The organism is Paenibacillus sp. 8b26, from assembly GCF_050626875.1.
In the GTDB taxonomy this organism is placed as follows: Bacteria; Bacillota; Bacilli; order Paenibacillales; family Paenibacillaceae; genus Paenibacillus.
The window spans coordinates 5,923,326-5,949,295 of record NZ_CP192445.1 but is presented as its reverse complement, the minus strand read 5'-3'; the positions used below and the strand labels follow the sequence as shown (position 1 = coordinate 5,949,295).

Annotated in this window: 27 protein-coding genes; 4 read left to right on the top strand and 23 right to left on the bottom strand. The window is 46.2% G+C overall.

The features are described from left to right. Positions 1 to 48 precede the first annotated feature (48 nt). The 19 genes from ACQ4MX_RS27610 to metH form a co-directional block, all read right to left on the bottom strand. Positions 49 to 1,038, bottom strand: a complete 990-nt coding sequence (locus tag ACQ4MX_RS27610) for a hypothetical protein (RefSeq protein WP_431088455.1) — start codon at positions 1,036 to 1,038, stop codon at positions 49 to 51. Continuing rightward, entirely contained in the window at positions 1,025 to 1,579 is a 555-nt protein-coding gene (locus ACQ4MX_RS27605; protein ID WP_431088453.1) for a hypothetical protein, read from the bottom strand. The genes ACQ4MX_RS27610 and ACQ4MX_RS27605 overlap by 14 nt, the downstream gene beginning before the upstream one ends. Before the next feature lies 1 nt (position 1,580). After that, positions 1,581 to 1,976 (bottom strand): hypothetical protein, encoded by a 396-nt coding sequence (locus tag ACQ4MX_RS27600; RefSeq protein ID WP_431088452.1) that lies wholly within the window; start codon positions 1,974 to 1,976, stop codon positions 1,581 to 1,583. 41 nt (positions 1,977 to 2,017) lie between these two features. Next, positions 2,018 to 2,497 (bottom strand): ABC transporter permease, encoded by a 480-nt coding sequence (locus ACQ4MX_RS27595; protein WP_431088450.1) that lies wholly within the window; start codon positions 2,495 to 2,497, stop codon positions 2,018 to 2,020. A 49-nt stretch (positions 2,498 to 2,546) separates the two neighbouring features. After that, a complete protein-coding gene (locus tag ACQ4MX_RS27590; protein WP_431088448.1) occupies positions 2,547 to 4,631 on the bottom strand; it encodes a hypothetical protein in 2,085 nt (694 codons plus the stop codon). Beyond that, complete coding sequence (locus tag ACQ4MX_RS27585) at positions 4,621 to 6,456, bottom strand: ATPase, T2SS/T4P/T4SS family (protein WP_431088446.1); 1,836 nt, start codon at positions 6,454 to 6,456, stop codon at positions 4,621 to 4,623. Before ACQ4MX_RS27585 ends, ACQ4MX_RS27590 begins: the two co-directional genes overlap by 11 nt. Then, positions 6,457 to 7,314, bottom strand: a complete 858-nt coding sequence (locus tag ACQ4MX_RS27580; RefSeq protein ID WP_431088445.1) for a hypothetical protein — start codon at positions 7,312 to 7,314, stop codon at positions 6,457 to 6,459. It lies immediately after the preceding gene. Next, on the bottom strand, positions 7,311 to 8,024 hold the full coding sequence (locus ACQ4MX_RS27575; RefSeq protein ID WP_431088444.1) for a hypothetical protein: 714 nt from the start codon (positions 8,022 to 8,024) through the stop codon (positions 7,311 to 7,313). Before ACQ4MX_RS27575 ends, ACQ4MX_RS27580 begins: the two co-directional genes overlap by 4 nt. Positions 8,025 to 8,046: 22 nt before the next feature. Continuing rightward, on the bottom strand, positions 8,047 to 9,033 hold the full coding sequence (locus tag ACQ4MX_RS27570; protein WP_431088443.1) for an SAF domain-containing protein: 987 nt from the start codon (positions 9,031 to 9,033) through the stop codon (positions 8,047 to 8,049). Positions 9,034 to 9,071: 38 nt separating this feature from the next. After that, positions 9,072 to 10,565: a serine/threonine protein kinase gene (locus ACQ4MX_RS27565; protein ID WP_431088442.1), complete on the bottom strand. Its 1,494-nt coding sequence runs from the start codon at positions 10,563 to 10,565 to the stop codon at positions 9,072 to 9,074. 186 nt (positions 10,566 to 10,751) lie between these two features. After that, complete coding sequence (locus tag ACQ4MX_RS27560; protein WP_431091428.1) at positions 10,752 to 11,810, bottom strand: SAM-dependent methyltransferase; 1,059 nt, start codon at positions 11,808 to 11,810, stop codon at positions 10,752 to 10,754. A gap of 22 nt (positions 11,811 to 11,832) precedes the next feature. Then, the gene (locus ACQ4MX_RS27555; RefSeq protein ID WP_431088440.1) at positions 11,833 to 12,606 is read right to left on the bottom strand and encodes an ABC transporter ATP-binding protein; all 774 of its coding nucleotides are present in this window, start codon (positions 12,604 to 12,606) and stop codon (positions 11,833 to 11,835) included. Further along, entirely contained in the window at positions 12,603 to 12,917 is a 315-nt protein-coding gene (locus ACQ4MX_RS27550) for a thioredoxin family protein (RefSeq protein WP_431088438.1), read from the bottom strand. Before ACQ4MX_RS27550 ends, ACQ4MX_RS27555 begins: the two co-directional genes overlap by 4 nt. Further along, on the bottom strand, positions 12,914 to 13,252 hold the full coding sequence (locus tag ACQ4MX_RS27545; protein ID WP_431088437.1) for a cyclic-phosphate processing receiver domain-containing protein: 339 nt from the start codon (positions 13,250 to 13,252) through the stop codon (positions 12,914 to 12,916). Before ACQ4MX_RS27545 ends, ACQ4MX_RS27550 begins: the two co-directional genes overlap by 4 nt. Before the next feature lie 73 nt (positions 13,253 to 13,325). After that, positions 13,326 to 14,174 (bottom strand): deoxyribonuclease IV, encoded by an 849-nt coding sequence (locus ACQ4MX_RS27540; RefSeq protein WP_431091427.1) that lies wholly within the window; start codon positions 14,172 to 14,174, stop codon positions 13,326 to 13,328. Beyond that, positions 14,164 to 14,982 (bottom strand): Fpg/Nei family DNA glycosylase, encoded by an 819-nt coding sequence (locus tag ACQ4MX_RS27535; RefSeq protein WP_431088435.1) that lies wholly within the window; start codon positions 14,980 to 14,982, stop codon positions 14,164 to 14,166. Before ACQ4MX_RS27535 ends, ACQ4MX_RS27540 begins: the two co-directional genes overlap by 11 nt. A gap of 73 nt (positions 14,983 to 15,055) precedes the next feature. Beyond that, positions 15,056 to 15,862 (bottom strand): TIGR01457 family HAD-type hydrolase, encoded by an 807-nt coding sequence (locus ACQ4MX_RS27530; RefSeq protein ID WP_192511154.1) that lies wholly within the window; start codon positions 15,860 to 15,862, stop codon positions 15,056 to 15,058. Positions 15,863 to 16,370: 508 nt separating this feature from the next. Next, on the bottom strand, positions 16,371 to 17,303 hold the full coding sequence (gene rnz, locus ACQ4MX_RS27525) for a ribonuclease Z (protein WP_192511155.1): 933 nt from the start codon (positions 17,301 to 17,303) through the stop codon (positions 16,371 to 16,373). A gap of 79 nt (positions 17,304 to 17,382) precedes the next feature. Next, positions 17,383 to 20,823 carry a methionine synthase gene (gene metH, locus ACQ4MX_RS27520; RefSeq protein ID WP_431088433.1) on the bottom strand — a complete coding sequence of 1,147 codons (3,441 nt, stop codon included), beginning with the start codon at positions 20,821 to 20,823 and terminating at the stop codon, positions 17,383 to 17,385. Between the two features lie 230 nt (positions 20,824 to 21,053). Between metH and ACQ4MX_RS27515 the strand changes: the two genes are divergently transcribed. Then, positions 21,054 to 21,596 carry a 1,2-dihydroxy-3-keto-5-methylthiopentene dioxygenase gene (locus ACQ4MX_RS27515; RefSeq protein WP_431088431.1) on the top strand — a complete coding sequence of 181 codons (543 nt, stop codon included), beginning with the start codon at positions 21,054 to 21,056 and terminating at the stop codon, positions 21,594 to 21,596. 111 nt (positions 21,597 to 21,707) lie between these two features. Here ACQ4MX_RS27515 and ACQ4MX_RS27510 read toward each other — a convergent pair whose 3' ends face one another. The 4 genes from ACQ4MX_RS27510 to ACQ4MX_RS27495 form a co-directional block, all read right to left on the bottom strand. Then, positions 21,708 to 22,502, bottom strand: a complete 795-nt coding sequence (locus ACQ4MX_RS27510) for an HAD family hydrolase (protein WP_431088430.1) — start codon at positions 22,500 to 22,502, stop codon at positions 21,708 to 21,710. A gap of 189 nt (positions 22,503 to 22,691) precedes the next feature. Beyond that, the gene (locus ACQ4MX_RS27505; protein WP_025685282.1) at positions 22,692 to 23,201 is read right to left on the bottom strand and encodes a hypothetical protein; all 510 of its coding nucleotides are present in this window, start codon (positions 23,199 to 23,201) and stop codon (positions 22,692 to 22,694) included. A gap of 128 nt (positions 23,202 to 23,329) precedes the next feature. Further along, positions 23,330 to 23,536, bottom strand: coding sequence for a DUF896 domain-containing protein (locus ACQ4MX_RS27500; protein WP_044648282.1), 207 nt, complete (start codon positions 23,534 to 23,536; stop codon positions 23,330 to 23,332). A 107-nt stretch (positions 23,537 to 23,643) separates the two neighbouring features. Continuing rightward, positions 23,644 to 24,012: a LysM peptidoglycan-binding domain-containing protein gene (locus ACQ4MX_RS27495; protein WP_431091426.1), complete on the bottom strand. Its 369-nt coding sequence runs from the start codon at positions 24,010 to 24,012 to the stop codon at positions 23,644 to 23,646. A 190-nt stretch (positions 24,013 to 24,202) separates the two neighbouring features. On the opposite strand from ACQ4MX_RS27495, the gene lexA reads away from it, so the two are divergent. The 3 genes from lexA to ACQ4MX_RS27480 all read left to right on the top strand — a co-directional run bounded on the left by lexA (position 24,203) and on the right by ACQ4MX_RS27480 (position 25,831). Continuing rightward, positions 24,203 to 24,829 carry a transcriptional repressor LexA gene (gene lexA / locus ACQ4MX_RS27490; protein ID WP_013310545.1) on the top strand — a complete coding sequence of 209 codons (627 nt, stop codon included), beginning with the start codon at positions 24,203 to 24,205 and terminating at the stop codon, positions 24,827 to 24,829. 259 nt (positions 24,830 to 25,088) lie between these two features. Then, positions 25,089 to 25,391 (top strand): hypothetical protein, encoded by a 303-nt coding sequence (locus ACQ4MX_RS27485; protein ID WP_431088427.1) that lies wholly within the window; start codon positions 25,089 to 25,091, stop codon positions 25,389 to 25,391. Between the two features lie 263 nt (positions 25,392 to 25,654). Next, positions 25,655 to 25,831: a hypothetical protein gene (locus ACQ4MX_RS27480; RefSeq protein WP_162833922.1), complete on the top strand. Its 177-nt coding sequence runs from the start codon at positions 25,655 to 25,657 to the stop codon at positions 25,829 to 25,831. The last annotated feature ends 139 nt before the right edge of the window (positions 25,832 to 25,970 follow it).

Sequence of the window (25,970 nt, the reverse complement as noted above, 5' to 3'; positions counted from 1 at the left end):
AAGAAAAACCACTCGTAGGAGTGATTTATTTAAAGATTGTTTAAAGATTTATTTATATTCATTATAACATTTATATTCAAAATACCCTGCGGCCGCCGCAGATTTTTCATCCGTAAAACGCTCTGTCGCTTTAAATGGAGCTGGACAAGAATCTCTGTAAAAATATTTCATTCCGGTATCCGGCTCTACGCCGCCGATAATGGCTTGCTTCCTCACGACTCTTCCGCCACCAAACCCATAGTTATTATAGTACCTGTCTCCAACCGGGATTCCCTGGATAAACGCCATTAGCCCCACATCATCTACCGTGTTATACCATTCCTCTTGTGAGATGAGCGGTAGCGTGAAAGTATAGGATACACCATTATGTGCTGCCTTTTCGTTATGGAGATTAATAAGTCGGCCCAGATCCTCCTGAATGCTGTGGACAATGGTGGAACGTCGTACTTGCTCAAAAGCTTCCGGGTCATTAAGCAACGAGATCGTTGTCTGTCCCTGAAGTTCCTTCTGAAAGCCCTCTACCCACCTGTGATTCCGAGCATCATAGGCATGTACATAATTGTCCAAAGTAAATCCAACACTGTTACCTGCTGAATCAACGTAGGCATAAGGTTTTTTTTCACTCCATTTGGGTCCTTGGACAGCTTGTCCATGCTCATCTGTGTAAGATACGGAAGCAAACGCATAATAGCCGTCATAATCCAGAACCATAAGAGCAGGCATATAATCCAATAGTGCACGTTGTGCCACTGTATCCCCATCAATTCCCATGTTAAGAAAAAGGCTATGCAGAAAGGTGTGCAGCGCTTCTTCTTTATCTACACGAAAAAACTTGTCCGAGCCATACCCAGCCTCTCGTTCCTGACGTTCATTCTGTGAAAGCACGACACCAGCATCCTGAACTGCGGTACGGAGGGCCGAGGTATATTTCATTTCGAGTTGTTGTACTTCGCGCTGATTCTGCACCCGCAGGTCACTAACTACGCCAAAGGGCAAAAACAGCAGGATAAATATAACTGCAAAATCAGTAATCTTCATTCAGAACCATGCCCCCGTAAGAAGCTGTAACCGCCGGTTTGCCGCTATCTGCCCCACCAAGAAGCCATGATTTGTACAAGTCTGCAGGAGTGCGATTCGTATTGTGCACCCGCACTGTAAAATAATCTCCTGACATCATGGTATACTGACGTGATTGATCTGACTTTGGCTGCTGATTGTCAGGAAACAGTACAGGCAAGATTTGTGGGTTATAGTAACCGTCATATACGGAGGAATAGTAGCCGAGAAAGCTATCCGGCCTCGCCGCATCTGCATAGTCCGGTACATATTTTTTGTGCATATGCTCCAATTCAACCTCATACGTATTTCCCGTCAGCTCTAGCTCACGCATAAAATCGTTATACATCGTCGGTGTAATATATCCCTTGGTTCTCACCATATCAACAAAACGTACAGTTGAATGATACGTATTTAACCCGGATATATCGTCCTGTCGTTCAGCGGCTTGAGCTGCGGGCACTATGTACAAGAGCAGGACAGCAAGCAGTGCCCCCAACAGCTTGGATATAGATTGAACCACTTCAGTCCTCCCCCAATTTCTCAAAACGTATGGATTGTATATCTCCATACTGATCACGCTGTGGATGCATGGAATATAAAGAGGAAGCATCAAGGGCTGATACATCGGGCTCGAACGGTTCAGAATACATATCGTACACTGTACCATCGACTTGAACAGGAATGCCTTCCTGCAAGTTCATACGGATTGCCTGCATAACTTGAGTTCCTTTGACCCGTTCTGGCATACTCACCTCTAAAGTACGATTGATACGCCCCTCGGAATGCTCCTCCTGCTGCGATCTTAATTCCAGTGTAGTGCTCACCTGACTGGACAATTCTGCTGCCGCTGCACATGCGGTTATAAACAGCGTAACTGACACACCAAGCCGCAGCATACTTGAAGCGTGATCAGACATGCTACCCATCTCCCTTACAATTGATATCCTTACTGTGGTGCTTAGGATTGAGTGAACAATAGCCCGCGTACAACATTCGATTTATCTTTGACGATTTCAGCCTTGAATTTACCACTTGGATTTACGTATTCGTTTTCTTTCTCATTCAGCGTATTCGTTATTTTTCCGGTCTTATCACTTCCACCGTTCACCGCTCCATACTGTTCATTGTCAGGGCTAATGTTCAGCGCATTTCCATACCACTGACCTGCCATGTTTTTTCCAGTTTTAATCTGAATCCCGAATTGGTCCTTGCCCTGAAATTTCCGCAGTGCATTGGTCACCTGGGACCCGCTGATCGTTGTACCGTCATACACCGTAAAAGAGGCTTGAGACAACTCGGTCTGGATATCGGCAAAATTGTTTTGCGCCGTTTTGGTTGCCTCCTGTGCTGAAATAAACAAAATAACTACAATTGTGATCAGTGCAATGGTCAAAAATATGCCAGCAGCTACTTTTAAGGCTGTTGATGCGTTATTCATTATTTTTCTCTCCTTAGCTTGTAATATCGTAATATTCGTATTAGAACTGCTATTGAATCTTTTGTATTTGCTCGTAATAGCTATCCATTTGGACAAAGCTCATACCGATCAAAGGAATGACCAAATATAAAAAGATAAGACCGTACATCGGAGCAAAACCGATCAACCTTCCCCAAATGGCCTTGCTATCTATAATTTTTTCATACTCCTGTTTTCTTTGTTCAAAATAATAGGACATATGGGAATCTAAATCGTCGAAAGCCTCTCGAATCGTAATTTTGCCCAAAGACAGATGCAGCTTGTCCACCAAGCGTTGAAATTCGGGCAGTGGCGCTTCTTCTTTCAACAAGTCAAGTGCTGCCTCAGGCCCATGCTCATAATGAAGCAAGCATTTTTGTAAAGGTCTTTTGAAAATAACCGAAAAACGGTTTAGCCATTCCAATATTTCCTCAACAGACATTCGTTCCATGGCTCGCAAAATCGAAATAACCGTCTGAAACTGGTAAACCTCATGCCTCATATCCAAGCGCCGCATTTTTCGCTGCAAGTACAATAAAAGCATAGGCATCTGATAGGCTACATACCCGGCAACCAAACTGATCAGCACTTCCCACCACTTGATGTATTCCTCGTTCCACGCTTCCAGCTTTTGCAGGATACGACGCGTATTTTCGGAAAGCTGCTCCGGAGTAAATTTACCACCAGAAACCTGCTCCAATGCTGCATACGTCTGCTCATAGGTGCTGTCTGCCCTCATGTTTAGCGCATGCATCATTTTGCGGTCAATCTCACTCTGCTTGAAAGCTTCTTTTTTCTCCGCTGGACCCAAACGCCCAAACATTTGTCCCGATTGAACCGGAGCGTGAAGGATATGCGTTTTCTCAGCTTGATGTAAAATAAATACCGTACTGATGCTGAACACCAATCCTGCGATAAAAAGAGTGATTCTGCGTATGTACAGCCACTCCAGCTTGACCTCTGCACCGCTTTCCTTTAGCAGCCGGGTCAGTTGGAAATAAGAGGGCATATGCTGTCGCGGAATTAAAGCATCCACCACATTACGAATAATGGGTAAACGGTACAGCTTTTGCTCCCAGACCCGCCGTCCTTTGCCCGCACGATATCCAGTCTCATCGGTCTGTTGCAGCTTTTGGAGCAGAAAGTAAGATACTATAATTACAATATAGACGGACAATTTTGTGATAAAGCCCCATTTCCCCTGATAAAACTCATCCATAGATGGAAAGCTGGATCTTGCCCATCTTTCGATTGGCATTGTAAAGAAAACAGGTGCAAGTGCGATCACATTTAAACTTTTGAGCAGGTAGTCCAGTTTATTTCTCCGCAGCAGCTCCAGTTGGATTTCGCGTGCAAGACTGCCGAGTCCCTTTAAATAAATGGAGCCGCCCTCTTCAATCCGGTCACCAAACTCCATTACCATATACGAGATACCGGCAAATGCTTTTAAAAACCGATTAGGAGCGGACTCATAGTATCTTTCCAGCGCTTCATGCGGATCAGCGTCCGTCAGCGCCTCATGAATAAGTCGCGCATGCCTTCCAGCCTCAGCCCCTGCCAAATCGGCCGCCTCGGATATTGCCTCCTCCACCATGCCGTGCTGATGATAATGATGGCGTACATTGGCGAACAATTCGATCATCTGTGCAAGCAGCCTTTTTTCCATCCGGCTAATCGCCATATCCAAGATGAGACTGTTAATCACCACTCCGCATAACAGAGCCAGTATGGCAAACTCTATCCCCGGTTTCATCATAAGCAACACAACGCCGCTGCAAGCAAAAGCACCCCAAATGAACAACGTCATCTTCATCGTCTCAAGGCGAAGCTTATATTCATCGTAGGCGTGCAAACCGGATAATCGTTTGCGTACACTCGTGATATACCCGGATGTAACAGGGAATCTCATGCCTATCGTATACAACTTGTGCATTGCAGATTGCATTTGCCGTAGCAGTACTGCCTTTCCCTTCCGTCCCTCTCGCACAGAATGAATTCGCCCTCTGCGGATTGCATGACCATTACGCTTGCGCAACCACCACAAAGTCACATAGAGAAGCGCAAAGCACCCACCCGAAATGAGCAAAACCCACAGTAAAATTTCTTTAAGACTCATAGGCTTCCTCCCAATAGCGAGTCAGGAATCTGCGAAAATCTCCGGCATCCTTGACGTTCATCTGTTCACACATTTCTTCTGTGCTTTTGACAGTCAGGGGCTCCATCGCCATATATCTCCCATTCCGATATTCCATAACATGACGGTAGCTATAACTCGATGCAGAGCTGGAGTCTGAATCTGTATGATCGGGATCGCGCGGCACACATTCCGTAATCCGTTCAATAAATCGCCGTCCCTCAGCATCACGCTTGAGATGCACATCAAAGTTAATGACATGAACGACCTGTTCCTCAGCAATACCTTCATGCTGAAACACTCCTGTTTTGAGCAGTGAATTACGAAGGGAGAACACAAGATCACGAAAGGTTTTGGCGTGATGGGTAAAAATGGTGAACAGACTGGCAACCTGCGACATTTGAATCATCCATGCGGCTACCTCGTCACTCGCTACTTCACCAAGGATATTGACGGTTCCATCTGTCTTTTTCTGCAAATCGAGCCCTTGTTGCCCTGAAATATGATCCGTTTCCCGAAAGGTCAGAATGTTACGGCGGCTGTAAATGCTACGCAGATGCAGCTCAAAGGCCATTTCCTGCACACGAAGCGTATACGAAGCGTAAATATGCTTGACCATCGCCATCAGCAACGTCGTTTTACCTGAACCTTGCGCTCCGGTGATTGCTGTGATGCGGCTGCCTTTCATTAAATAAGAAAGTAACTGTATCGGAAACTCGGCATTTTCTCCCTTAATTAATTGCTCGAGCGATGCGCTTTGAATATCGAATTTACGGACAAAGAAAGCCCACGATTCTGAAAAAGGAGGTCGTACCACAACAACCCGTGACCCATCCTTCATTTCGTTAACCTTATAACCATTGGCTTCGGAAAGCTGCCCAGGGTAGTTGTATTTGTAAATATTTTGGCACACCCTTTTAAGCTCCCGCTCTGAACCGAAGGAAAGGAATGAAAGGTAAATGGTCTTGCCTTTATAAAAAATCCATACACTCTCATAGCCATTCGCTATCGGTTCAGATGTTGGTTCGAATGCATATTGATCCTGAGGCCAATCAGCCGATACAGGGATTCCGCCTTCCGGCACACCGCTAACGCCCCCACTGACACCGTCGATCCGCTGGTCACGAATATCATCAATGACGGAAAAGCCTTTATAGTGCTGATAAATCCGCTGCACAATAATATCTACCTTCTCCAGAAAGGAGAGAGGGCGATGCTCACAGTCATAGATATAGCGGATATCCTCTGCCGTGATATGATAGCTTCCATCCTCTTCATCTTGCTGCGAATATCTCATTTCCGCCAAATCATAAGTATCCAGCAAGCGAGACAGGGCATCGACACCAAACTTTTGCTGATATTGGTAAAATACAATTTCGAATTGGTCCTGTACGCTAAACAGCTCTGGTCTGGAGAATGGCATAACGGTATCAACGATCTTTTCATTCAAGCCATAACCGTTAATCAGCAGCTCAGCCATCAAATTTTTAACAAAACGTTTGTCTCCACTGCTGCCATTGGCACAGTCCTTTAACGCCCTGCGCAGTTCGGCCCTTTGATGGATACGCCGCCTGTATTCCTCCTCATGTAATCCGGCATCCGCCATCTGACTATGACTTAGCTCGTGCAGCGCATTTTTGATATACTCCATCAGCGCCTCCAATGTGGCATCTTTACTCTCTGGAGCTACCTGCATGGTTGAATGCCGCAAGCGAAGGCTCCCGCGGTATTTAACGATAACCAGTATGATACACAACAGAACGATGCAGGTAAGAAGCAGCCCGTTTATCATTTGAGCGGACAGCATTTAAGCGCCCCTCTCCAAAGCCTTGAGCCGAAGATCGGACTCTGCCGTCTCCAGAATAGCCTTGCTGATCTGACGCATGCTCTGTGCCCATCCCACAGGCATAAAAAGCTTACGATCCTTTTCTTTACCACTTCGTACATCCCGCTGCACATGACCGATCACGTCTCTGCGGTTCCACGCATCCATAAATTCGGTGCTATAAGGAACAGTATGGAGCGCTCCCTTGTAGCCATATCTCCTGCGAATATTCGCCACATTTGCTTGAGAGTGCACATCATATTTTCCAAGTACGATCAATAGCGGCAATTCTGAGTAAGTGGATAATGGAGACACAGATTCAAAGTAGGCATCCAGTTCTCTCATATTTTGAGTCAGCGAAAGAACTGCCAGCTTGGCTCGCACACATGCTTCATGCTGTACAGCTCCCCATCCTGCCCCGCTCCCTGCATCGACCAGCGTCAAATCATAATACTGATCTGCCGTATCCATCACTGCTCGTACAAGAGCAGAGGATAACAGTGGCGGCGCGGCTCCAAAGCTTGAGGTTCCCTCAAGCACATCGAGAGTCTGCTCCAGTACAGGCGTCGTATAATTGCGAATATTTTCTCTGGATAATGTCCCTCGCAGAGCTAATCGTGCAAGAGCATCCCAACCTCCCTCCTGAAGCTGTAAGCTTGGATCGTCCATCCGATGTTCTTGTATGGGAAATCCCGACTCAATCCCGCTATGTCTGCGCCCCAGATGGGTCAGCAGCAGCCGCCCTCTATAAAGATTACCTATGGTAACAGCGATGGATGCCGCCAAAGAACTGCTTCCACTCGCTCCCTTAACCGGGCTCCAAAACAAAATGGTACTCATGCTTTCCTCCTTTCCGCACGCTTTAACGCATGACGGCTCTCTTTGGGTTCCCAACCCATTAATTCTCCAATACAACGACTCAGTTCTTTCTTATACATTCTGGCCAATGGCTTAAGCTTAAGCTGTTGTTTGTGCTCATTTTCCAGCTTCAGGGCAAGATGCCCTTCATCCCATGGCAGTATATACGGCTCCTGCTGCCAAGAGGCCGGAAAGCGGTTCATGTATTCCCACAAATACGGCTCCTCCACGCCACAATCTACAGCCTGTATAAATAACTTGTGAAATACAAGATTCTTCGGAAATTCAGGTTGACTAAACAAACGCTCAAGCCACACCTGTCCGTTGTCCATTAACATCCGGCTATAGTCACTGACCCAAACCCGCTGTTCTGCCTCTTTCCAAACAGATACGGGGCAGAAATCAGGTGACTCTACATCCAGAATAACAATGTCATAAGTCAAACCTGCTTTCCGATCAGCCATCATAGCGATATGCAGATCATCCCAAGATGTAAAACCCGTGGCGACATCAAAATCGCCAAACTGCACAATGGGAAGTGGTTTGTCGAGCATCCCTATGCTGTATCGATACTGTCCTCGCAGCGTTGCATCCACAATTAATACCTGTTGACCGGATGCTGCCAATATACTACTGATGTATAACAAGGTATCGCTTTTATCACATAGCCCGGCAAATATCCAAGTTTTCATACGTTTGTCCCTTTTCTTTGATTTATTTACCATATGGATCAGAGCTTCCGCCCTGCGTCAAGATGTCTGATTGTTCTTTGGCATCCTGTCCGTTTTCATATCCGTCCCCTGTACCTGTGTTCTCATTCAAAGCTCCACCTGAATTCACTCCCGCATGCTGTGCCGCAACTTCCTCACTCAGGCTCCTTTCTATAGGTGTCGATATAACATTGTTTGACGCACTAAGTGCATTTTCAAGAGAGCCACGCAACTGCTTGGACAGCTTTTGTTCAGCAACGCGGATCAAATTAGGATCACTATTCATTAACTCTATCACCTTCGAATTGGGTGGATAGGTTGGAATCGCCTTCGGCTGGAATTGCGGATCGACATACGTTAATGCATAGATCGATGCTTTATGCAGATAGGCGTCAACAATCCCACTCGAAAGCGATAATATCTCCTGCTCATTCAACGTAACCCAGATGACCGGACCTTCCAGCTTGGAAATTTTCTTTTTGGCTAGCAGAATATAATCCTGACCCGTTGGAAATTGAATACGAATATCTACTTCGTCTCCGGCTTTGAGGCTGTTTGGGAGGACCACCACCTTCAGTTCCCGATTACGTAAGTCTTTAGATGTAGGTTCTTCGGCAGTAATCATAGCTGATGTAAGCACGGACCCTTTTTTTAGCTCAATTTTAGCCGTGCTGCCGGAAGCTTCATTTTTACCCGCAACCAAATTGGCTGGAGCCTGAGAGCCAGGAACCGTAATTCCCTTCAAATCACTAGGTGTAATCTGCTCACCCGGAGAAATGTCACGAACGACAACCCATCCTTTTTTCGCCGTTCGTTGTTCTTGCTCATAGCCTTTCCATTTTTGTGCTGCCTCTGCTTCGGCCTGCTTCCTGACATCATTCAATTTATGGGTGTTAATTATAAGGTAGCTCGCGAAGACAACGCCAACAATACCCGCACCAATAAAACCGGCGTAAAGCTTTTGCTTACTGCTTTTTCTTAGCTTGGACACACAACTTCTCCCCTGCCTTTTTGATATATACCTTTTATCTAGCGCTGACTGCGTTTGAGGAATCCAAAACGTTTCTTTCGCGTATCGGGAATGGCCCCACGAAACAGTTCATCCAGCACTTGATCCATCTCGTCCTCTTGCTCAAATGGATCGGAATGGAATGGTAAAGCAAACACTTTGTCGTGATCCAATTCCTTACGCAGCCTGCGTATAGCCTCCGTTGCTGCCAGCGGCAAACAGTAATTCCATTTATGCTGCGGATGGCGCTGGAGAGAACGAGCCAGTCCTGCTATATCTTGAATTCTCCACTCAGCTCCAGAACCGACCACTAACGGGTAATCGGCTCTCAAAAATTCTTCCAAGCGCTCATTATCCTGCCCGCTCCCCAAATCCAGCACAATAAATTGGTAAGAGCCCCCCAGCAACGCAATGACATCGGCACGGGATGTTTGGCGCCAATAGTGTACTCCGTCTACCTCAAAGCGTCGGCTTGAACTCGCTCGCCCAACGGGTACTCCGTCTACCACTTCTTGAAGCCGGGCAAATGCTTTGGCTGTACTATGCAGTTCGACCAATGCCACTGAACGGGACCTTCGGGCCAGATAGTGGCTCACCGCAATCGCTGTGTGCGTTGCACCGGAACCAGAAGACACGCCCAGTACAGCTACAACCCTTGTACCTCCGTATTCGATAGAAGCATCGCCAACGGACACTCCTTGTTGAGCAGGCTGAAAATCTGCACTGCGTCGAAGCTCCCCAATCACCTCTCCGGCAGACTGAAATCGCTCCCCTGGATGATGACGTAGCAGCTTACGAATCACCGGGATCAAATGACGAGGTAATTCTCCACGAATATATCCTTCTATTCCGGCCGTCCACTCGCTATATTTGCCACCTGTACAGAGATACAACAACAACGCTCCCAAACTGTACAAGTCCGAACGGGCATCCGTTTGGCCTGCTCCATATTGCTCCGGGGCTGCGAAGCCCACTGTGCCCAGCTTTACCGTGTCCTGATTCATCTCAGCCTTATAGCTCCGCGCTATGCCAAAATCAATCAGCTTAAATTCCATTTCCGGTGTCAGCATAATATTCGTTGGTTTCAGATCCCGGTAGATGACAGGGGACTGGCGAGTGTGCAAGTAATCCAGCACATCCAGCAACTGCAAAGCTAATGGAACAATTTGCTCCTGCGGAATATGGCCTTGGTAACCCTTCATGTACGCTTCCAGCGTAATTCCATCAATATAGTCCATAACCAGATATACCGCCCCGGATGGCGGATGCTCGAAGAAGTCAACAATTCTCGGTAATCGTGGGTGACTCAGCGAAATCAGCATCTCAGCCTCCGCGCGTACAATCTTCATCATTTGCGGGTTGGCAACGGACTCCTTCACAGCCCATTGCTTACCTGGCAGCTTCAGATCCTCTGCCATAAACACGCTACTCATCCCTCCCGTACCCAACGTGCGGACAATCCGGTAACGCTCACCCACAACCGAACCGTATTCCAAATGCGATTGTTTTTTCATCTCTCTTGCCTCCTTTCTATAAGCAAACAACGCAAAAAAGGGAAAGCCTACCGCAAAAACACAATCTTCATGTCACCATGAAAACGATGTTCGCGGGATGCTTTCCCTTTATTTAAACGTGGTTATTGTATTTTTAAGGAACAATTTGGATTTATTATATAGCACACCTATACCGATTGTAAAGCATTATTTTCCATACTTGATCATATACAATGTAATCTCATCCCGGTTATGGAATAGCTGCTTGGCCCGCTGGATCTGCATGCCGGACTGCTCGAACGAAGCGATCACATCATGAATAAGCGCCAAAGGCTTTTTATGCATTAGCTTGACCGTTACGATGGCAGTACCGCCGCTGCGTAAACTATACAGCAAATCAGTGACAAGCCTTGCCATCTGCTTTGGACTCCAACTCATATCACAGACCAGCAGATCAAATGTATTTTCTTTGAATTTGATCTCACTCGCATTTTTACGCAAAAAAGTCAGATTGGCATACTTCATCAACGAAGGCTCCATCTTTGCCGGATCAACCGCCGTTACTTTGAGTCCACGCTCCAGCAAAAAGGAAGTCCATCCGCCCGGTGCCGCCCCGATATCCAGTCCTTGATGAAAAGCGCTAAAATCAATGCCAAACGTCGCTTCTGCTTCCAGCAGCTTGAATTTGGCACGAGAGATTTGCCCGTCCTCTTTTTGAAAACGAACTGCTCCTCCGCTCCAATCCGATAGATTATCCTGAGGATACGACACACCTGCATACCATGTATCCATATCCGCAAAAACGGACACAATAACCTCTGCTCCCTGCACCGTAAGCTCCATAGGAAGATCACTTAATTGCTCACTCAAAGCCTGCTTGAGCGCACCTGCGCTTTCAGCCCAACTACTGTCAGCTCCTTTGCGCACCTGCAAAGAAACGCGCTGATCTATCAGTTCTCGGCGGTTACGGATAAAAGAAACCAAACGTTCCAGCACCTGAGCCAAGTTCGTTCCTTCCTCCTGAAAATGCACAGGAAATAAGTGACGCAAAAACATTGGCGGCTGACCCGTAATCGTTCCCACAGCCTCACTTGCATCCGCAGGTAATGTAACCAGAAAAATTTCACCAGGTAAAAGTATTGTGCTTTTCACCGAGCCAAACATTCTTCTAAGCTCCTCCTGGGCATAAGGTGCAAACCCATGGTTAGCCGTGCAAACAAATCTTGATGATGACAAAGCGGTTCCACCCTGTTCATCTGTACTTATATATATTTCCTCCAAAATAACGTTACCCTCCAGTGCACACCCGAATCCAGGGACGGTCTCCATCCCAATCCAGCTCAACTGGAACTTCATAGGTATGCATAATCAATTCTTTCGTTAAAACCTCTTTTTTCGGTCCGGCTGCTGCCACCTTGCCATCACGGATAAGTGCCACATGGGTAAAGAGGGGAACAATCTCCTCAATATGGTGGGTTACATAGACCACTGACAAATCCCTTTTGCGAAGCCGATCAATTTCAACCAGCATTTTTTCCCGCTCAAATAGATCCAGCCCGGCGCAAGGCTCATCCATAATCAGTAAACGAGGCTCCGCCATCAACGAACGGGCGAGCATTACCTTTTTGCGTTCTCCCTGAGATAAAGTACCCAACGGATGATTCATCAGCGCACCTAAATTCATCCCCTCCAGCAGAGATACGGCTTCTTCCTTTGTCTCTGTCGGAATCTCCTGATAAAAACGCAAAAAAGCATACGCTCCAGTAGCAACTACTTCCCATACCGGATCTTTTAAAGCCAATTTTTCCAGCAACGTCTGGCTGATATATCCAATCTGCTTGCGTACTTCCCGTACGTCACATTGACCATATGTTTGCCCAAGCACTTTGACCGTTCCGCGACTTGGAAACATATAGCCTGTCATCATTTCCAGCAATGTCGTTTTACCAGAGCCGTTTCGCCCCAGAATGGCCCAATGCTCATTTTCCCGTATTTCAAGATTCACATCGTCCAATATTCGGCTTTCTTCCCGCTGCAATGTGATGTTCTTCATGGATATCATTCCACCACGCTCCTTATCCTGCTCAGCAAGTATTCCACAGATTCCATTTTGTAGATAATCTCAGGAACTTCGTTCTCACCGTTATATAAAAGCAGCGCAGGGACACTGGAAATTCGGTACTCCTGTACCAGTTCGGGAATATAGTTAATGTTGCTCTGCACTACGACTCCTTCGGGGAGCAAATGCTCTGCCACCTCCAGCATCCGCCGGGTCGCCGCGCAGGTTCCGCACATGGGAGTGTACACAAACAAAGCCAGCTTGCATCCCTCCCATATGGCACGACGTACCTCCTTTTGTCCCAGTTCCTTCATCGTTCCAACTCTTTTCTGATCTCACGCATACGTTTCTCTGGTACCGGGCCGTTATACACGGTGACTCCTTCCGGCTTGTTGGCATACAGCAGCTCATACATGGCGCGTCTGCCCTCGGCACTGGAGGAATGCAAATAAATTTCACGCGGATACAACTGCTTCCCTGCAATGGCAGCAGCCACATCTTTCCCCGTTGGCTGGCCCGGCCCCAAATCATAATCCAGCGATAACACCGAAATCGGGTATTCATGAAGCAATAACAAACACTCCTCCGCATCCCTTGCCAGCTTAAAGCCCGGAGGACAAGGCCGATAATCGTCCATAAACAAATGCATTAACGTCTCCTCCTTTTTCCCAAGGATGCAAGCTTCCTAAGCCTTAAAGATGAAGAACATCCGCCAAACTGTATTACTGCCAGCTTAGGATTAATTGAATATCTTCGCGATGGGTCCCATCAGGTCCCGTTTCACTTTCCAAAACGACTGGAATGCCCCTTACTGGCTCCTGTTCCGTCATCCAACGCATGCCCTCCAGACCAATACATCCCTGCGCAACACGCGCATGTCTGTCTTTTCTTGACCCATACGGGTACTTGGAATCGTTCAGATGAACTCCGCACAGGGCTGGCCAATAGCCAAGACGATCCCCTTTTTCGATCAACGCCTCATCATTTCCACCGTTCCACAATCCTGCTGCATAGGCATGACAGGTATCCAGACAAAAGCCGATGCTGTCAGGGTATTGACACAACTGGCGAACTTGCACCAATTCCTCCAGCGTCGTTCCCATCAAACCGTGATCCCCCGCCTGATTTTCAATCAATATTTTAGCATTTCCTTTCCATCCTTCCAGCACATCATCAAGGCAACCAATGATATTCCGGTAGCCCTCCAGCGGATCAGACGTATGAGTGTGGCCAAAATGAACGACAATCCCCTTGGAGCCACAGGCTTCAGCAATATCCAGATCATTCCGCAACGAAGCAACTGTCAGCTCATAAAGCTCCTGACTGCGTTCGCGTCCGTGGGCTGGATTAACGGGATATGGCGAGTGGGCAATAGATTGGAGTTCGTGCTTTACACAGTAAGCTTTGCAAGTGGCTGCATCAGCCTCATTCCATTCCTTTAACCTGAGACTACGCGGGTTTTTCGGAAAATATTGAAAAGAACGCCCTCCCTGCTCTCGTGCACGCGCAGCGGCTTTGGAAAAACCGCCACGCGTACTAACATGAGAACCGATCAGCAATTTAGGCATCATGCTGCTGTACCGGGCAATAAAAGGCTTTTTTTCCCGCCAGCTCCACCCGTACAATTTTCCCGCCACTTGGCGATTCTTCTCCTTCACGGTCATACACGCGGCACTGATGGTCAAAACCGCCCGTTAGTGTATCCCCCTCCATCAAAGGCGATTCCATATAACCGCCTTCCGCAGTAGCTTCACGAAGCACGGATTGCGTAGCATGATACAGCTTTTCCACTTTTTCTGGCGACTGTACAATGTTTTGTACTTTGGAACCTGGTGTAAATCCAGCGATATAAGCAATTTCGTCTGAATAACAATTCCCGATACCGGAAAAAACATGCTGGTTTACCAGCGTTGTTTTCAAAATACCCCGACGTCCCTTCAAACGTGCAGTGAACTTTTCCAGTGTCATACGACGATCCAGCGGGTCAGGTCCGAGTTCAGACATCGCCTCTTCTGTTTCTTTAGCCGTCAGCAGGTGCAGGTAACCCAAGCGCAGCCCGATAAAATAAAGCTTTACTCCACTGAAATCCAGTTCAATCTGAACCGTGCGATCAGGACGCTGCTCCTCCGTTCCCAGGTACAGCAGTCCTCCCAGCATCAGATGCAGCACAAGCCGCCCGCCCGTGTTCAGATGAAAAATCAAGTGCTTGCCTCGACGCTCCATATATACAACGGTTGTTCCCAGCAATTGCTTTTCAAACGTTTCCACTTCGGTATTAATAGATTTCACACGGTTAACCGTCACTCCGGTAATCGGAATGTCCAAAATTTGTTTTGACAATAGCGTTCTATAGTTCTCCATCTCAGGAAGTTCCGGCATGTCAATATCTTTCCTTTCGTAGCTGCAAATCACTTTTGATTCTTGCAGATTATTTTAAAATGTATATTTACTATTACTTACACTCTTCCTGCAGCCAATCCCACAATTCATCCAGATTGTCAAAAATCAGGTCAGGCTTTACTCCAACGACACGTATGTGTTCGTCCATGTTAATGCGGGTCGAAACACCCGATAGTATGAGAGCTGTTTTGCAACCTGCCGCCGCACCTGCCGCAATATCGGTAAGCATATTATCGCCCACAACCAGAGCTTCATCCGCTCTAATGTTCAAGCGATCCAGTGCATAGTTCATTAACACACTTGAAGGCTTGCCAATGACTACCGGTTTTACCTGTGATGCCGCTTCAATCGCAGCTCCAATCGTTCCTGCCCCCGGCGTGAGTCCATCCTGTGAAGGCAATTGTAGATCCGGGTTCGTCAAAACAAAAATGGCCCCTTCCCGAATCCAGCGCATGGCAGCAACCAGCTTATCATATGTAAATTGGCGATCTATCCCCTGCACCACATAATCAGGGTGATCCTCCACAAGCTGCAATCCGGCATCCGTAAGCGCCTGACGTAATCCCGTTTCACCAATACAATATACACGTGCTCCAGGGCTTTGCTGTGCAACATATTGTGCAGCCGCCAGCGCCGAAGTACATACTTCATCGCTAACTGCATCAATTCCCATACCGACCAAATGCTCCGCCACCGACTCAGGTGTGCGTGAAGCATTGTTCGTAACATAAGCATAAGGTATCTGGTTCGTGCGCAATTGGGATATGAGCAGATCCGCACCCTTGATCATTCGGTTCCCATGGTACAATGTTCCATCCAGATCAATTAGTAACGATTTTATCGTAATTCCCTCCCGCACTTCAAATCAATTCATCATAAACATTGAAATTATAATTCATCCCATGAATGATGTTCACCCTCTTATTTAATCACCTTAATCATTCAGGTCATAAAATAAGTTGGCCTCCCCATTTCATCTTATCTATCTTAAGTCAAAAATACGTATGAAGTCCATGAATTGCTGATAAACCGTTCAAAATAATGCCATTCCTCGCTAAAAGCCGTCGCTTTCCCAGGGAATAAGCTTGCATCTCCGTCGAAATCCATCGAAGATGCCTTTTCTACAAGGGAAATTTCCTGTATTTCCTGGTCCTGCTCAAAATAAAAAATGCTTAAAATTCGATATATAGAAAACCGAATATGACACGCCTCCATATGTGGTAGTACAAATTCATTCGACCCCGCCCATATGTCGTCCTCATCTCTTGTCGCATCCTGCGCTTTCCCGGAAAATAATTTTGCAGGAAAAACAAAGGCACCGGAGCAAGCCCCGGCACCCATACACGTCTTTCTTTTATAACTACCGTTTATGAACCGATATCGGGTACCGGTAACAGCACATGCTGCTCCGCCAGCAATGAATTGGGGAATATACTCCGTGCTTCCTCCAGCAACGGCTGAAGCTGCTCCTGATCTTTATATCTGGAACTAAAATGCGTCATGATCAATTGGCCCGCACCTGCCGCTTTAGCTGCTTCCGCCGCCTGAAGTGCTGTACTATGATGATATTCATACGCCGTATCCGCCAACTCATGCAGAAAAGTAGCTTCATGAACGACAACCGTTGCATCTTGAGCCAATACTACGGTATTCGGACAAGGCCGCGTGTCACCAAGAATGGTGATGATACGCCCTTTTTTCGGTGTACCCAATACATCCTCAGGATGAAGAATGACTCCACCCTCCACCTCTACGCTTTCTCCACGCTTCAGCTTGCCATACACCGGGCCGGGCTTGATTCCGTATCGCTCCAGCAACTCCTGATTGAGCTTGCCAGGCTTATCCATCTCTACAATACGATAGCCGTAGCTGTCAATACGATGGTCCAGCAGAGCCGACTCCACACGGAACTGCCCGTCATCAAACAACAGCCCTCCCGTATGCTCCACAATATGTAGTTGGTAGTTGATACGGGATTGGCTGATTCCCAGTGATAATTCAATGTACTGCTTTAATCCGGGTGGCCCGTATACCGTCAACGGTGTCGTACCTCCCTGATATGCCCTGCTTGAAAGCAGACCCGGTAGACCAAAGAGATGGTCTCCATGCAAATGGGTAATAAATATTTTTTCAAGCCTGCTTAGCTTAAGCGGCGAACGCAGTACCTCCTGCTGAGTTCCTTCGCCGCAATCGAACAACCACATGCTTCTTCGTTCCTCCAGCAAACGGAGTGCGATAGACGTCACGTTTCGCTGGATCGTTGGCACACCTGCATTCGTGCCGAGAAAATAAAATTCCATGACTTTAACCTTCTTCCTGCTGACCAGCAAAAAACCTCCGAAGCTCGGAGGGTCTTTGCTATCCCATCTGATAAAGGTGTTATACCTTTTCGACGTTAAAATACTGCGCCTGAGGGTGGCTGAACACCATGGCTGATACTGAAGCCTCCGGTTCCATCATAAACCCTTCTGTCAGTTCAACGCCAATATCCTCAGGTTTCAACAGTTGGAACAACGGCCCCTGATCCTCCAGATCAGGACAAGCCGGATAACCAAAGGATACCCGTATGCCCTGATATCTGGCACCATGCCGCTGTTTCATTGTCATATCGGCAGGGTCCGGGAAGCCCCAACTGTCCCTAATAATATGATGAAGCCGCTCGGCCAACCCCTCTGCCACTTCCAGAGCAACTGCCTGAAGCGCATGAGAACGCAAGTAATCACCTTTTTCTTTCCATTGCGTGGAAAGCTGCTGAATACCATGACCCGCCGTAACGACCATGAAACCTACATAATCCATAACTCCGGATTCCACCGACTTCAAAAAGTCAGCCAGACACAGATAAGGTTCTACCTGTTGGCGTGGAAACGTAAAGGTGTGCAGTACCTTGCTCGTATCCGCTGGATCATAGACCAAAATCTGATCTCCTTGGGACTGTGCAGGAAAGAAACGATACATGGCATGTGCCTGAATAATTCCGTCTGTAACGGCTTCAAACATGATGCTGTCTACGGTCTCCTTCAACTGAGTCGCTTTCGGATTCCCCGAAGCCAGCAACTGCTCTACATTTCCTCTTAAACCAAGATGATGCCCCATCAGCATCTGCATATTCACATAAGGCAAAATATAATTGAGCGGATAGTTGCGCAGTACGTGACGATCCGTATCCGGCGGCAAATAAACAGGTAAATCCTGAGCAATGTTAGAGCGAACCGCCCGGGTTAACTTAGGCAACTGCTTAGTTTCCACGATCGTCGCAGCTTCTGCCTCTCGCTCGGCCTCCATGTCCTCTGCCATTTTCTTACGGGACTCAGGATTCATCAGCTTGTTCGCGATATCCAGACCATCCATAGCATCCTTCGCATAGACGACCAGTCCGTCATACTCTGGACGGATACGGTTTTTGGTAAACTTACGCGTCAAAGCAGCTCCGCCAACCATAATCGGGATATCAATATTCGCATTTTTCAAATCCTGTGCAGTCAACACCATCTGTTGAGCCGATTTAACAAGCAAACCGGATAAGCCAATCGCGTCGGCCTTTTCTTCACGGTAAGCCTCAATAATGCGTTCTGGTGGTACTTTTATACCCAGATTCACAATATGGTAACCATTGTTGGATAGAATAATCTCCACCAGGTTCTTACCGATGTCATGCACATCGCCTTTGACCGTAGCTAGCAAAATCTTACCTTTTACCGAGGATTCATTTTTCTCCATATACGGCTCCAGGTAAGCTACCGACGCCTTCATGACTTCAGCGCTTTGCAGCACCTCTGCAACGATCAATTCATTATTGTTAAACAGACGGCCTACCTCTTCCATACCCTTCATCAGCGGCCCATTAATAATCTCCAGCGAAGAATACTTGGCGAGCGCTTGCTCCAGATCCGGAATCAGTCCCTCCTTACTGCCTTCAACTACATAGGAAGCCAGCCGCTCTTCGAGCGACAGATTGGACACCTTCTCCTTTTTCTCCACTTTCTTATTACGGAAAGCAGCCACAAAAGCGGCTAAAGTTTCGTCGTTCGTTTTATAAATCAGGTCTTCGGCGAGCTTCCGTTCATGCTCGGGTATCGAAGCATAACGTTCGAGCTTCTCCGTATTTACAATCGCGTAGTCCAAGCCTGCTTTGGTACACTCGTACAAATAGACGGAATTGAGCACTTCACGCCCCGCCTCCGGTAAGCCAAAGGACACGTTACTGATACCCAGAATGGTGTGAACCCCTGGAAGTGCCTCTTTAATAATCCGAATCCCCTCAATCGTTTCCTTGGCCGAACCGATGTACTGCTCATCACCTGTTCCCACGGGAAATACGAGTGTATCAAAAATAAGATCCTCGGGTGCCAGACCGTAACGGTTCACCAGCAGATCATAAGAACGTTTTGCCACCTCAAGCTTATCCTCACGTGAAATAGCCTGACCACGTTCATCAATGGTTCCAACAACAACAGCCGCGCCGTATTTATGAATAAGAGGTGCCATTTTCTCGAATTTCTCTTCGCCATCCTCCAAATTAATGGAGTTAATGATCGCCTTCCCTTGCGAATATTGCAAGGCGGTATCAATGACATGAATATCCGTGGTATCAATTACAAGAGGAACCTTTACCTTATTCACGACCAGCTTCAAAAAGGCTTCCATATCCGTCATTTCATCGCGGTCCGGGTCCTGTACACAAATATCTATGACGTGCGCTCCGCTCTTTACCTGAGCGCGGGCAATTTCAGATGCCTCTTCATATTTTCCTTCCACGATCAAACGCTTGAATTTGCGGGAGCCGAGAACATTTGTTCGTTCACCAACCATATAGGGACGATTTTCCTGTTCAATATAGACAGGCTCAATACCCGATACAGCCGGTGGGTGATGACCTTCCAGCGGGCGCGGCTCAAACTGCGCCATACGTTCACTCATAACCCGAATATGCTCAGGCGTGGTACCACAGCATCCCCCTGCGATATTCAGCCAGCCTTTTTCGGCGAAAGCGGCCATTTTACGGGCCAATGAATCAGGTGATTCATGATATTGACCGTTTTCATCGGGCAAACCTGCATTCGGATAACAGCTAATTGCTGCTGAGGACATATCGGAGAGAGAGCGAATGTGATCCCGCATAAACTCCGGTCCTGTAGCACAATTCAGCCCGATCGACACCGGGTGCAAGTGTTCCAGCGAAATGCAGAAGGATTCGATATTTTGCCCTGCCAACGTCGTTCCCATCGGTTCAATCGTTCCCGAAATCATTATGGGAAGCTCCATACCCGTCTTCTCAAAAGCCTGCCGAATTCCAATACTTCCGGCTTTGACGTTAAGCGTATCCTGCGACGTCTCCAAAAGCAGGGCATCCACGCCGCCTTCAATTAGCGCCAAGGCTTGCTCTTCATAGCTCTCGATCAGCTCCGCAAACGTAACACCACCTGTCACGGATAATGTTTTCGTCGTCGGTCCCATGGCTCCTACAACAAAACGAGGCTTGTCCGGTGTGCTGTACTTATCCACCGCGTTACGCGCCAATCTAGCTGCAACGAGATTAATCTCACGGGCACGCTCTGGTATATCGTAATCCGCCAAAACAACGGATGTCGCTCCAAAAGTATTCGTTTCAATCAGGTCTGATCCGGCCTCCAAATATGCTTCATGTATCCCTTGAATGACATCCGGTCTGGTCAAGACCAACATCTCGTTGCAGCCCTCCAGCTCTTCCCCACCAAAATCGTCGGGGGAAAGATCCTCTTGCTGGATCATGGTGCCCATGGCCCCATCAAGAATGAGTATTCTTCGTTGTAATGCATCCTGTAAGCTAACTTTATCCAAAATCTCTTCACCCCCGCAAAACGTTAAATCCTAGTTTAGCAGAAACCGTATCATTTAGATAGATTGAAGTAAAATCATACGTTTTATACGGCTACTTCCGTACAAAAGCCACTCTCGATATTCATTTTTACAGTTTGTAGTATAAATTGTTACAAACCTATATTGTACAACGATTCAAGACATGGTATCCTGTATACAATATTAAACCAAGTGGAAAAGAGGGATAACCAATGGCTGAAATCCTAATACGCAATACGAATGTACGAATTAGCGATGAAGACAAGGTACGTGAATTTTTGGAGAGCCAAGAGGTATTGTACGAGCATTGGGATGCTTCCAAGCTGGCCGGGGAGCTGCAAGAAAACTTTATCCTGACGGATGAGCAAAAAGCGGCTGTTCTAGGCACTTTTGAACCCGAAATCAAGGATTTAGCCGCCCGTCGCGGGTATAAAATATGGGATGTTATCACCTTGTCCGAAGCAACGCCAAATCTGGATGAGCTACTTGCCAAGTTTGAGCAAATTCATACGCATACTGAAGATGAAATTCGTGCTATTGTGGCAGGCAAAGGCATTTTCATCATTAAAGGCCCTGAAGAAATCGGTTATTTTAATGTTGAGCTTTCGCCGGGTGACGTTATTTCGGTACCAGAAAATATTCCTCACTTCTTCACCTTAATGGAAAATCAGAAGATCGTCGCAGTACGTTTGTTCATCGAAGAAAATGGCTGGATTGCCGAGCCGTTTGAAGATCCATCGTTTATTAAGGCATAATACTATAATACGAATCCATCCTAATGTGGATAAAGCAACTCCCTCTGCTCTGAGATACCTGAGCGGAGGGAGTTTTTTGGGCTTGTTACTATAATAAGAGCCGAAAAGCACTTACTTAAACGATTGAATAATTCCATCCAATTCGGACAGATGCTTAATTTCGAACTTTGGCTTGATTTCTGTAGTATTGGTTTTGGCGTTTCGGTTCACCCACACGGAGTGAACACCTGCCGTCAGAGCCCCTTGAATATCAGTCGTCAGCTTATCCCCCACCATTAAAGCATGTTCAGGCTCAATACCGAGAAGTCCCAAAGCATGCTGGAAAATAGACGGATCAGGCTTTCCTTTACCAAACGAACCTGAAATAACAACGTGATCAAAAAATGGAGCTAGCTGCGGAACCCCATCCAGCTTTTCCTGTTGTAGATCAGGGGAACCGTTTGTCAACAAAAGTAGCTTATACTGCCCTTTTAGCTGCTCCAGAATCTCAAACGTTTCTTCATAAACATGGGGGCGGGAGCGTCTTTCCAAGGCAAATTGGGTTGCCAGCTTTTGCGCCAACTCTTCATTATCAATCCCCAGCTTTTGAAGACCTCTACGCCAAGATTCCTTTCGATAAGCAGGGGCCAACTGTTCCAATTGCCGGAACTCAGGCTGCTCTCCTGCCGTAAAATTCGCCCACAATCCTTCAAACGGATTAATACCAATCAATTGAGTAAAACTAAAGGTTTCATAAGACTCATACAGAGCACGCGCTTCCTTGCGGACTGCTTCTTCCAAAGCTTTCGGATCAACGCCTGCTTCCAGGGAACCTGTCTGGCACGCCGCGTCAAATGCCTCTTCTACGCTGCGCTCATCCCACAGAAGTGTATCATCAAGATCGAACATTACCGCCTGAATCGTCATCTGAATTATCCACTCTCTTTCCACTTTATATGTACGCTTGTTCTGCCTTGTCGCGTCTACAAGCATTCCAATCGTTATGCCCATATTAAGCAAGAGGCCGCGATGTGTTATATGAAATAACATCATGCGACCTTATTTACAGAGGCTACAGCCCACAGACAATTTAAACGATTCGTACCAAAGAAGTCGTTATTTTTTGTCTATTTGAACCTGATTAGATAGGGCAAACTTCTCAAGCCGCTCTGCAATGGCATCCGTATCATAACGGCCCAGTGATTTTGTGAAAATAAAATTGCCACCCTTACCTTTTCTTTCAACCGTTACGTAACCCTTTTCAATCTTGATGGCTTTCATATCCTCTGCTGTCATTGGACGCTCTCTGCCACCCTTCAGCATATATAGCGTGCTCTTACCAACCTTCAAATAAGGACGACGGATGAAAAAGATAACAGCCAGCATCAAATACAAACCGAATACAAGCCAGTCCATTCCCCGCATGCCAGTCTTAGTCAAAAAATAACTCATGAGCATGTACAAAACTGCAAGTCCAGCCAGCATGATTGGCACAGTAATATTACGTCCACGGAAAATATCCATTGCAGAACCGGCACCACTAATGGTTTGGATGCCTTGTTTTTTGCGCGATTTATTCAAATGCGCTGTGTTTTTGCGAACTTTTCTTTCAAATGACCGGGCCATCTCTCAATTCCCTTCCCAAATATATTGCTTAAAACAATTGCCACCAATCCTAATCTATATAGATACCAAAAATAGATACCTTAAAAAAACGAAAAGCAAATTACGCGGGCTAAGCCGCTTTAGCGACATTAATGCGTCAGCCCACCATTTCCCTTCGACGTATCTTCGTCCACAATTTCAATCGTATCAAGTTGCTGCCGGAAATTACGGCGAATGTTATCCAAATAAATTTCCCGAAGGTTGGCGCGCTCTGTTGTTTCCTCTTCCGTCAATCCTTCGGCTTTTGCTTTGCGAGCCAATTCATTGATGCGCTGTACCAAACTGTCTATATCCAAATTCTGTCCCCTCCATATAAGCAAAGATATAATACACTTTGACATGTAGAAAAGAGCTTGTCAAGGTTCCCTCATTACGTCCTCTGACAAGCTCTAATCGTGACAGATCAGAAATGCGGAAGCTTTAAAACTTGGCCTGCCTGCACTCCCCGATCTTCCAGTCCGTTAATCCGAACAATTCCTTCTATATATACCCGTGTATCCATTCGTTCCGGTTTATGATTGGAGGCAATCTGCCACAATGTATCCCCAGGTTGTACAATAAGTTTGGTCACCTCTTCATTCGAAACAGAAGGAGCCGCGAATACCGTCAGTACACCTGCACCCGCAATCCAAGCAACGATAACCAGAATAAGAAGTTTGGGCAGGAGACTGTTGGAAATGGTCCGTACAAGTTGCGCCCTTCTCTCATTCCGGACATTTTGCATCTTTTCTAAATTCATTGGAAAAATACTTTGATATGTGCTATATTTCATCATTGGCTGCGTCCTCCAAACGTTTGTTCTTATGTTTTTTCACAATATAACACGAACATTTGTTTTGTTCAATAGAAAAGAGAACAAAAGTTCGTAATTGTTTTTAGGGATTATTTAGAACTTATGTTTGTACGAACGGAGGTTCTATGCTATAATTTTCCCAAACGTTACTAAATGGGGTTGATACGGTATGTCTAAGATTTCAAGCCGCCAGCAGGCCATTCTTGAATTTATCCGCAATGAAGTGCGTCTAAAGGGGTATCCCCCTTCTGTGCGCGAAATAGGTGAGGCTGTCGGATTGGCCTCCAGTTCTACGGTTCACGGTCATTTGGATCGTCTGGAGAAAAAGGGACTGATTCGTCGTGATCCAACGAAACCACGGGCCATCGAGTTACTCGGCCAAGACGAATCGGATAACAGCAACTTGATTAATTACTCCATTAGTCGTGTTCCGGTCGTCGGCAAAGTAACAGCCGGTCTGCCTATTACAGCAACAGAAAATATTGAAGATTACTTTCCTCTTCCCCAACATTTTGTTGGTGAGGATAAAATATTCATGTTATCTGTTGTAGGAGAAAGCATGATTGAGGCTGGTATTGCCAACGGAGACTATGTCATTGTACGTCAGCAGCAGACAGCCGATAACGGCGACATTGTCGTCGCCATGACGGACGAGGACGAAGCTACTGTTAAAACTTTTTACAAGGAAAAAGATCATATCCGACTTCAACCGGAAAATCCGGCCTTTGAACCGCTCCGTCTGACGCACGTCAGTATTTTGGGCAAGGTTGTAGGACTCTTCCGGGACTTCCACTGATTTTTCATTTTTCAGCCTCGTTATTCTTTTCGCTACAACAAAACCGGCTGCCCATAGCAAGCCGGTTTTGTATTGATCTTATGTACATTGAATCTACCTCACTACTATCCTTTTCCCTTTTGATAGCCCATGGATTAATCGGTATATATCTGCAATCTGCAATTACTGTTCTGCTTATTGGCGGACCAAAAATAACTTTGTAATTATTTTAGATAAATATGGTATATTAATATTTATAGTTTTATTAAGGAGAGATTAAATGAAAAAAATTATAATTTCAGTGTTTATTGTGACTTTTATCGTAATAGGTTTTACAGCTCCAACAATAGATTATGTGTATGCTAAGGAGAATTCAACCAGAACAACCTTTGATCGCATTCATTACATACAAATAATTATCCATTTTAAATCATTGGAAAAGCAACTTGAAGCTGTACTTTCCGAAAGAAATAACTACCCAGAGGACAGTCCAGAATATAAAGAGCTTTCTGAACAAATGAATCACATTCTTGAGCAGGAAACATATTACCAGAAAAAACTTAAAGCCCTTTATAGTAAGTAATATACTTCTCCCCGTTTGTTATCTTCACTTTTTATCATTTTGCTCGTGCTGATCTGCTGTAACTTTTCCTACAACGTAAAGTTGGTAAGGATAAGGCAGGTAAGCATGAGTTTTTTTGCATTCCTTACCTTTATACTTTATTAGTTTCTGAATATCAGGGTCATAGGTAATAGCTTCTTTTTGGTTTTAATAGATTTATGCTGATACATTGTTAGTGCTACTGACATATGAATAAAGTAGACCTTAGCAAAGGAGATATGCAGATGATCAAAAATAGAGTCAAAACGTATAAGCATCGTATTGGTAAGAACAAATTTCTGGTCGTAAAAGTCTTTCAAGCCGCTGCTGCCGAAACAAGAAGCGGTAACGCACTAGCCACCAATGCATTGAACATCAAAATTTCCAAGCGCAACCGTAAGCGGAATCATAAACGCTTCTAAGACTCATCGTACCTTCTTTTCCTGTGAAAGGAGGTGATATCATGTGTAAAAAACATTTCAAACGTCATGTGAGAAGAAGAGGATTATCGATCCGTTCAAATCAAAGAGCCGTTGCGCGCGCTAGAGGTAATGCACTGGC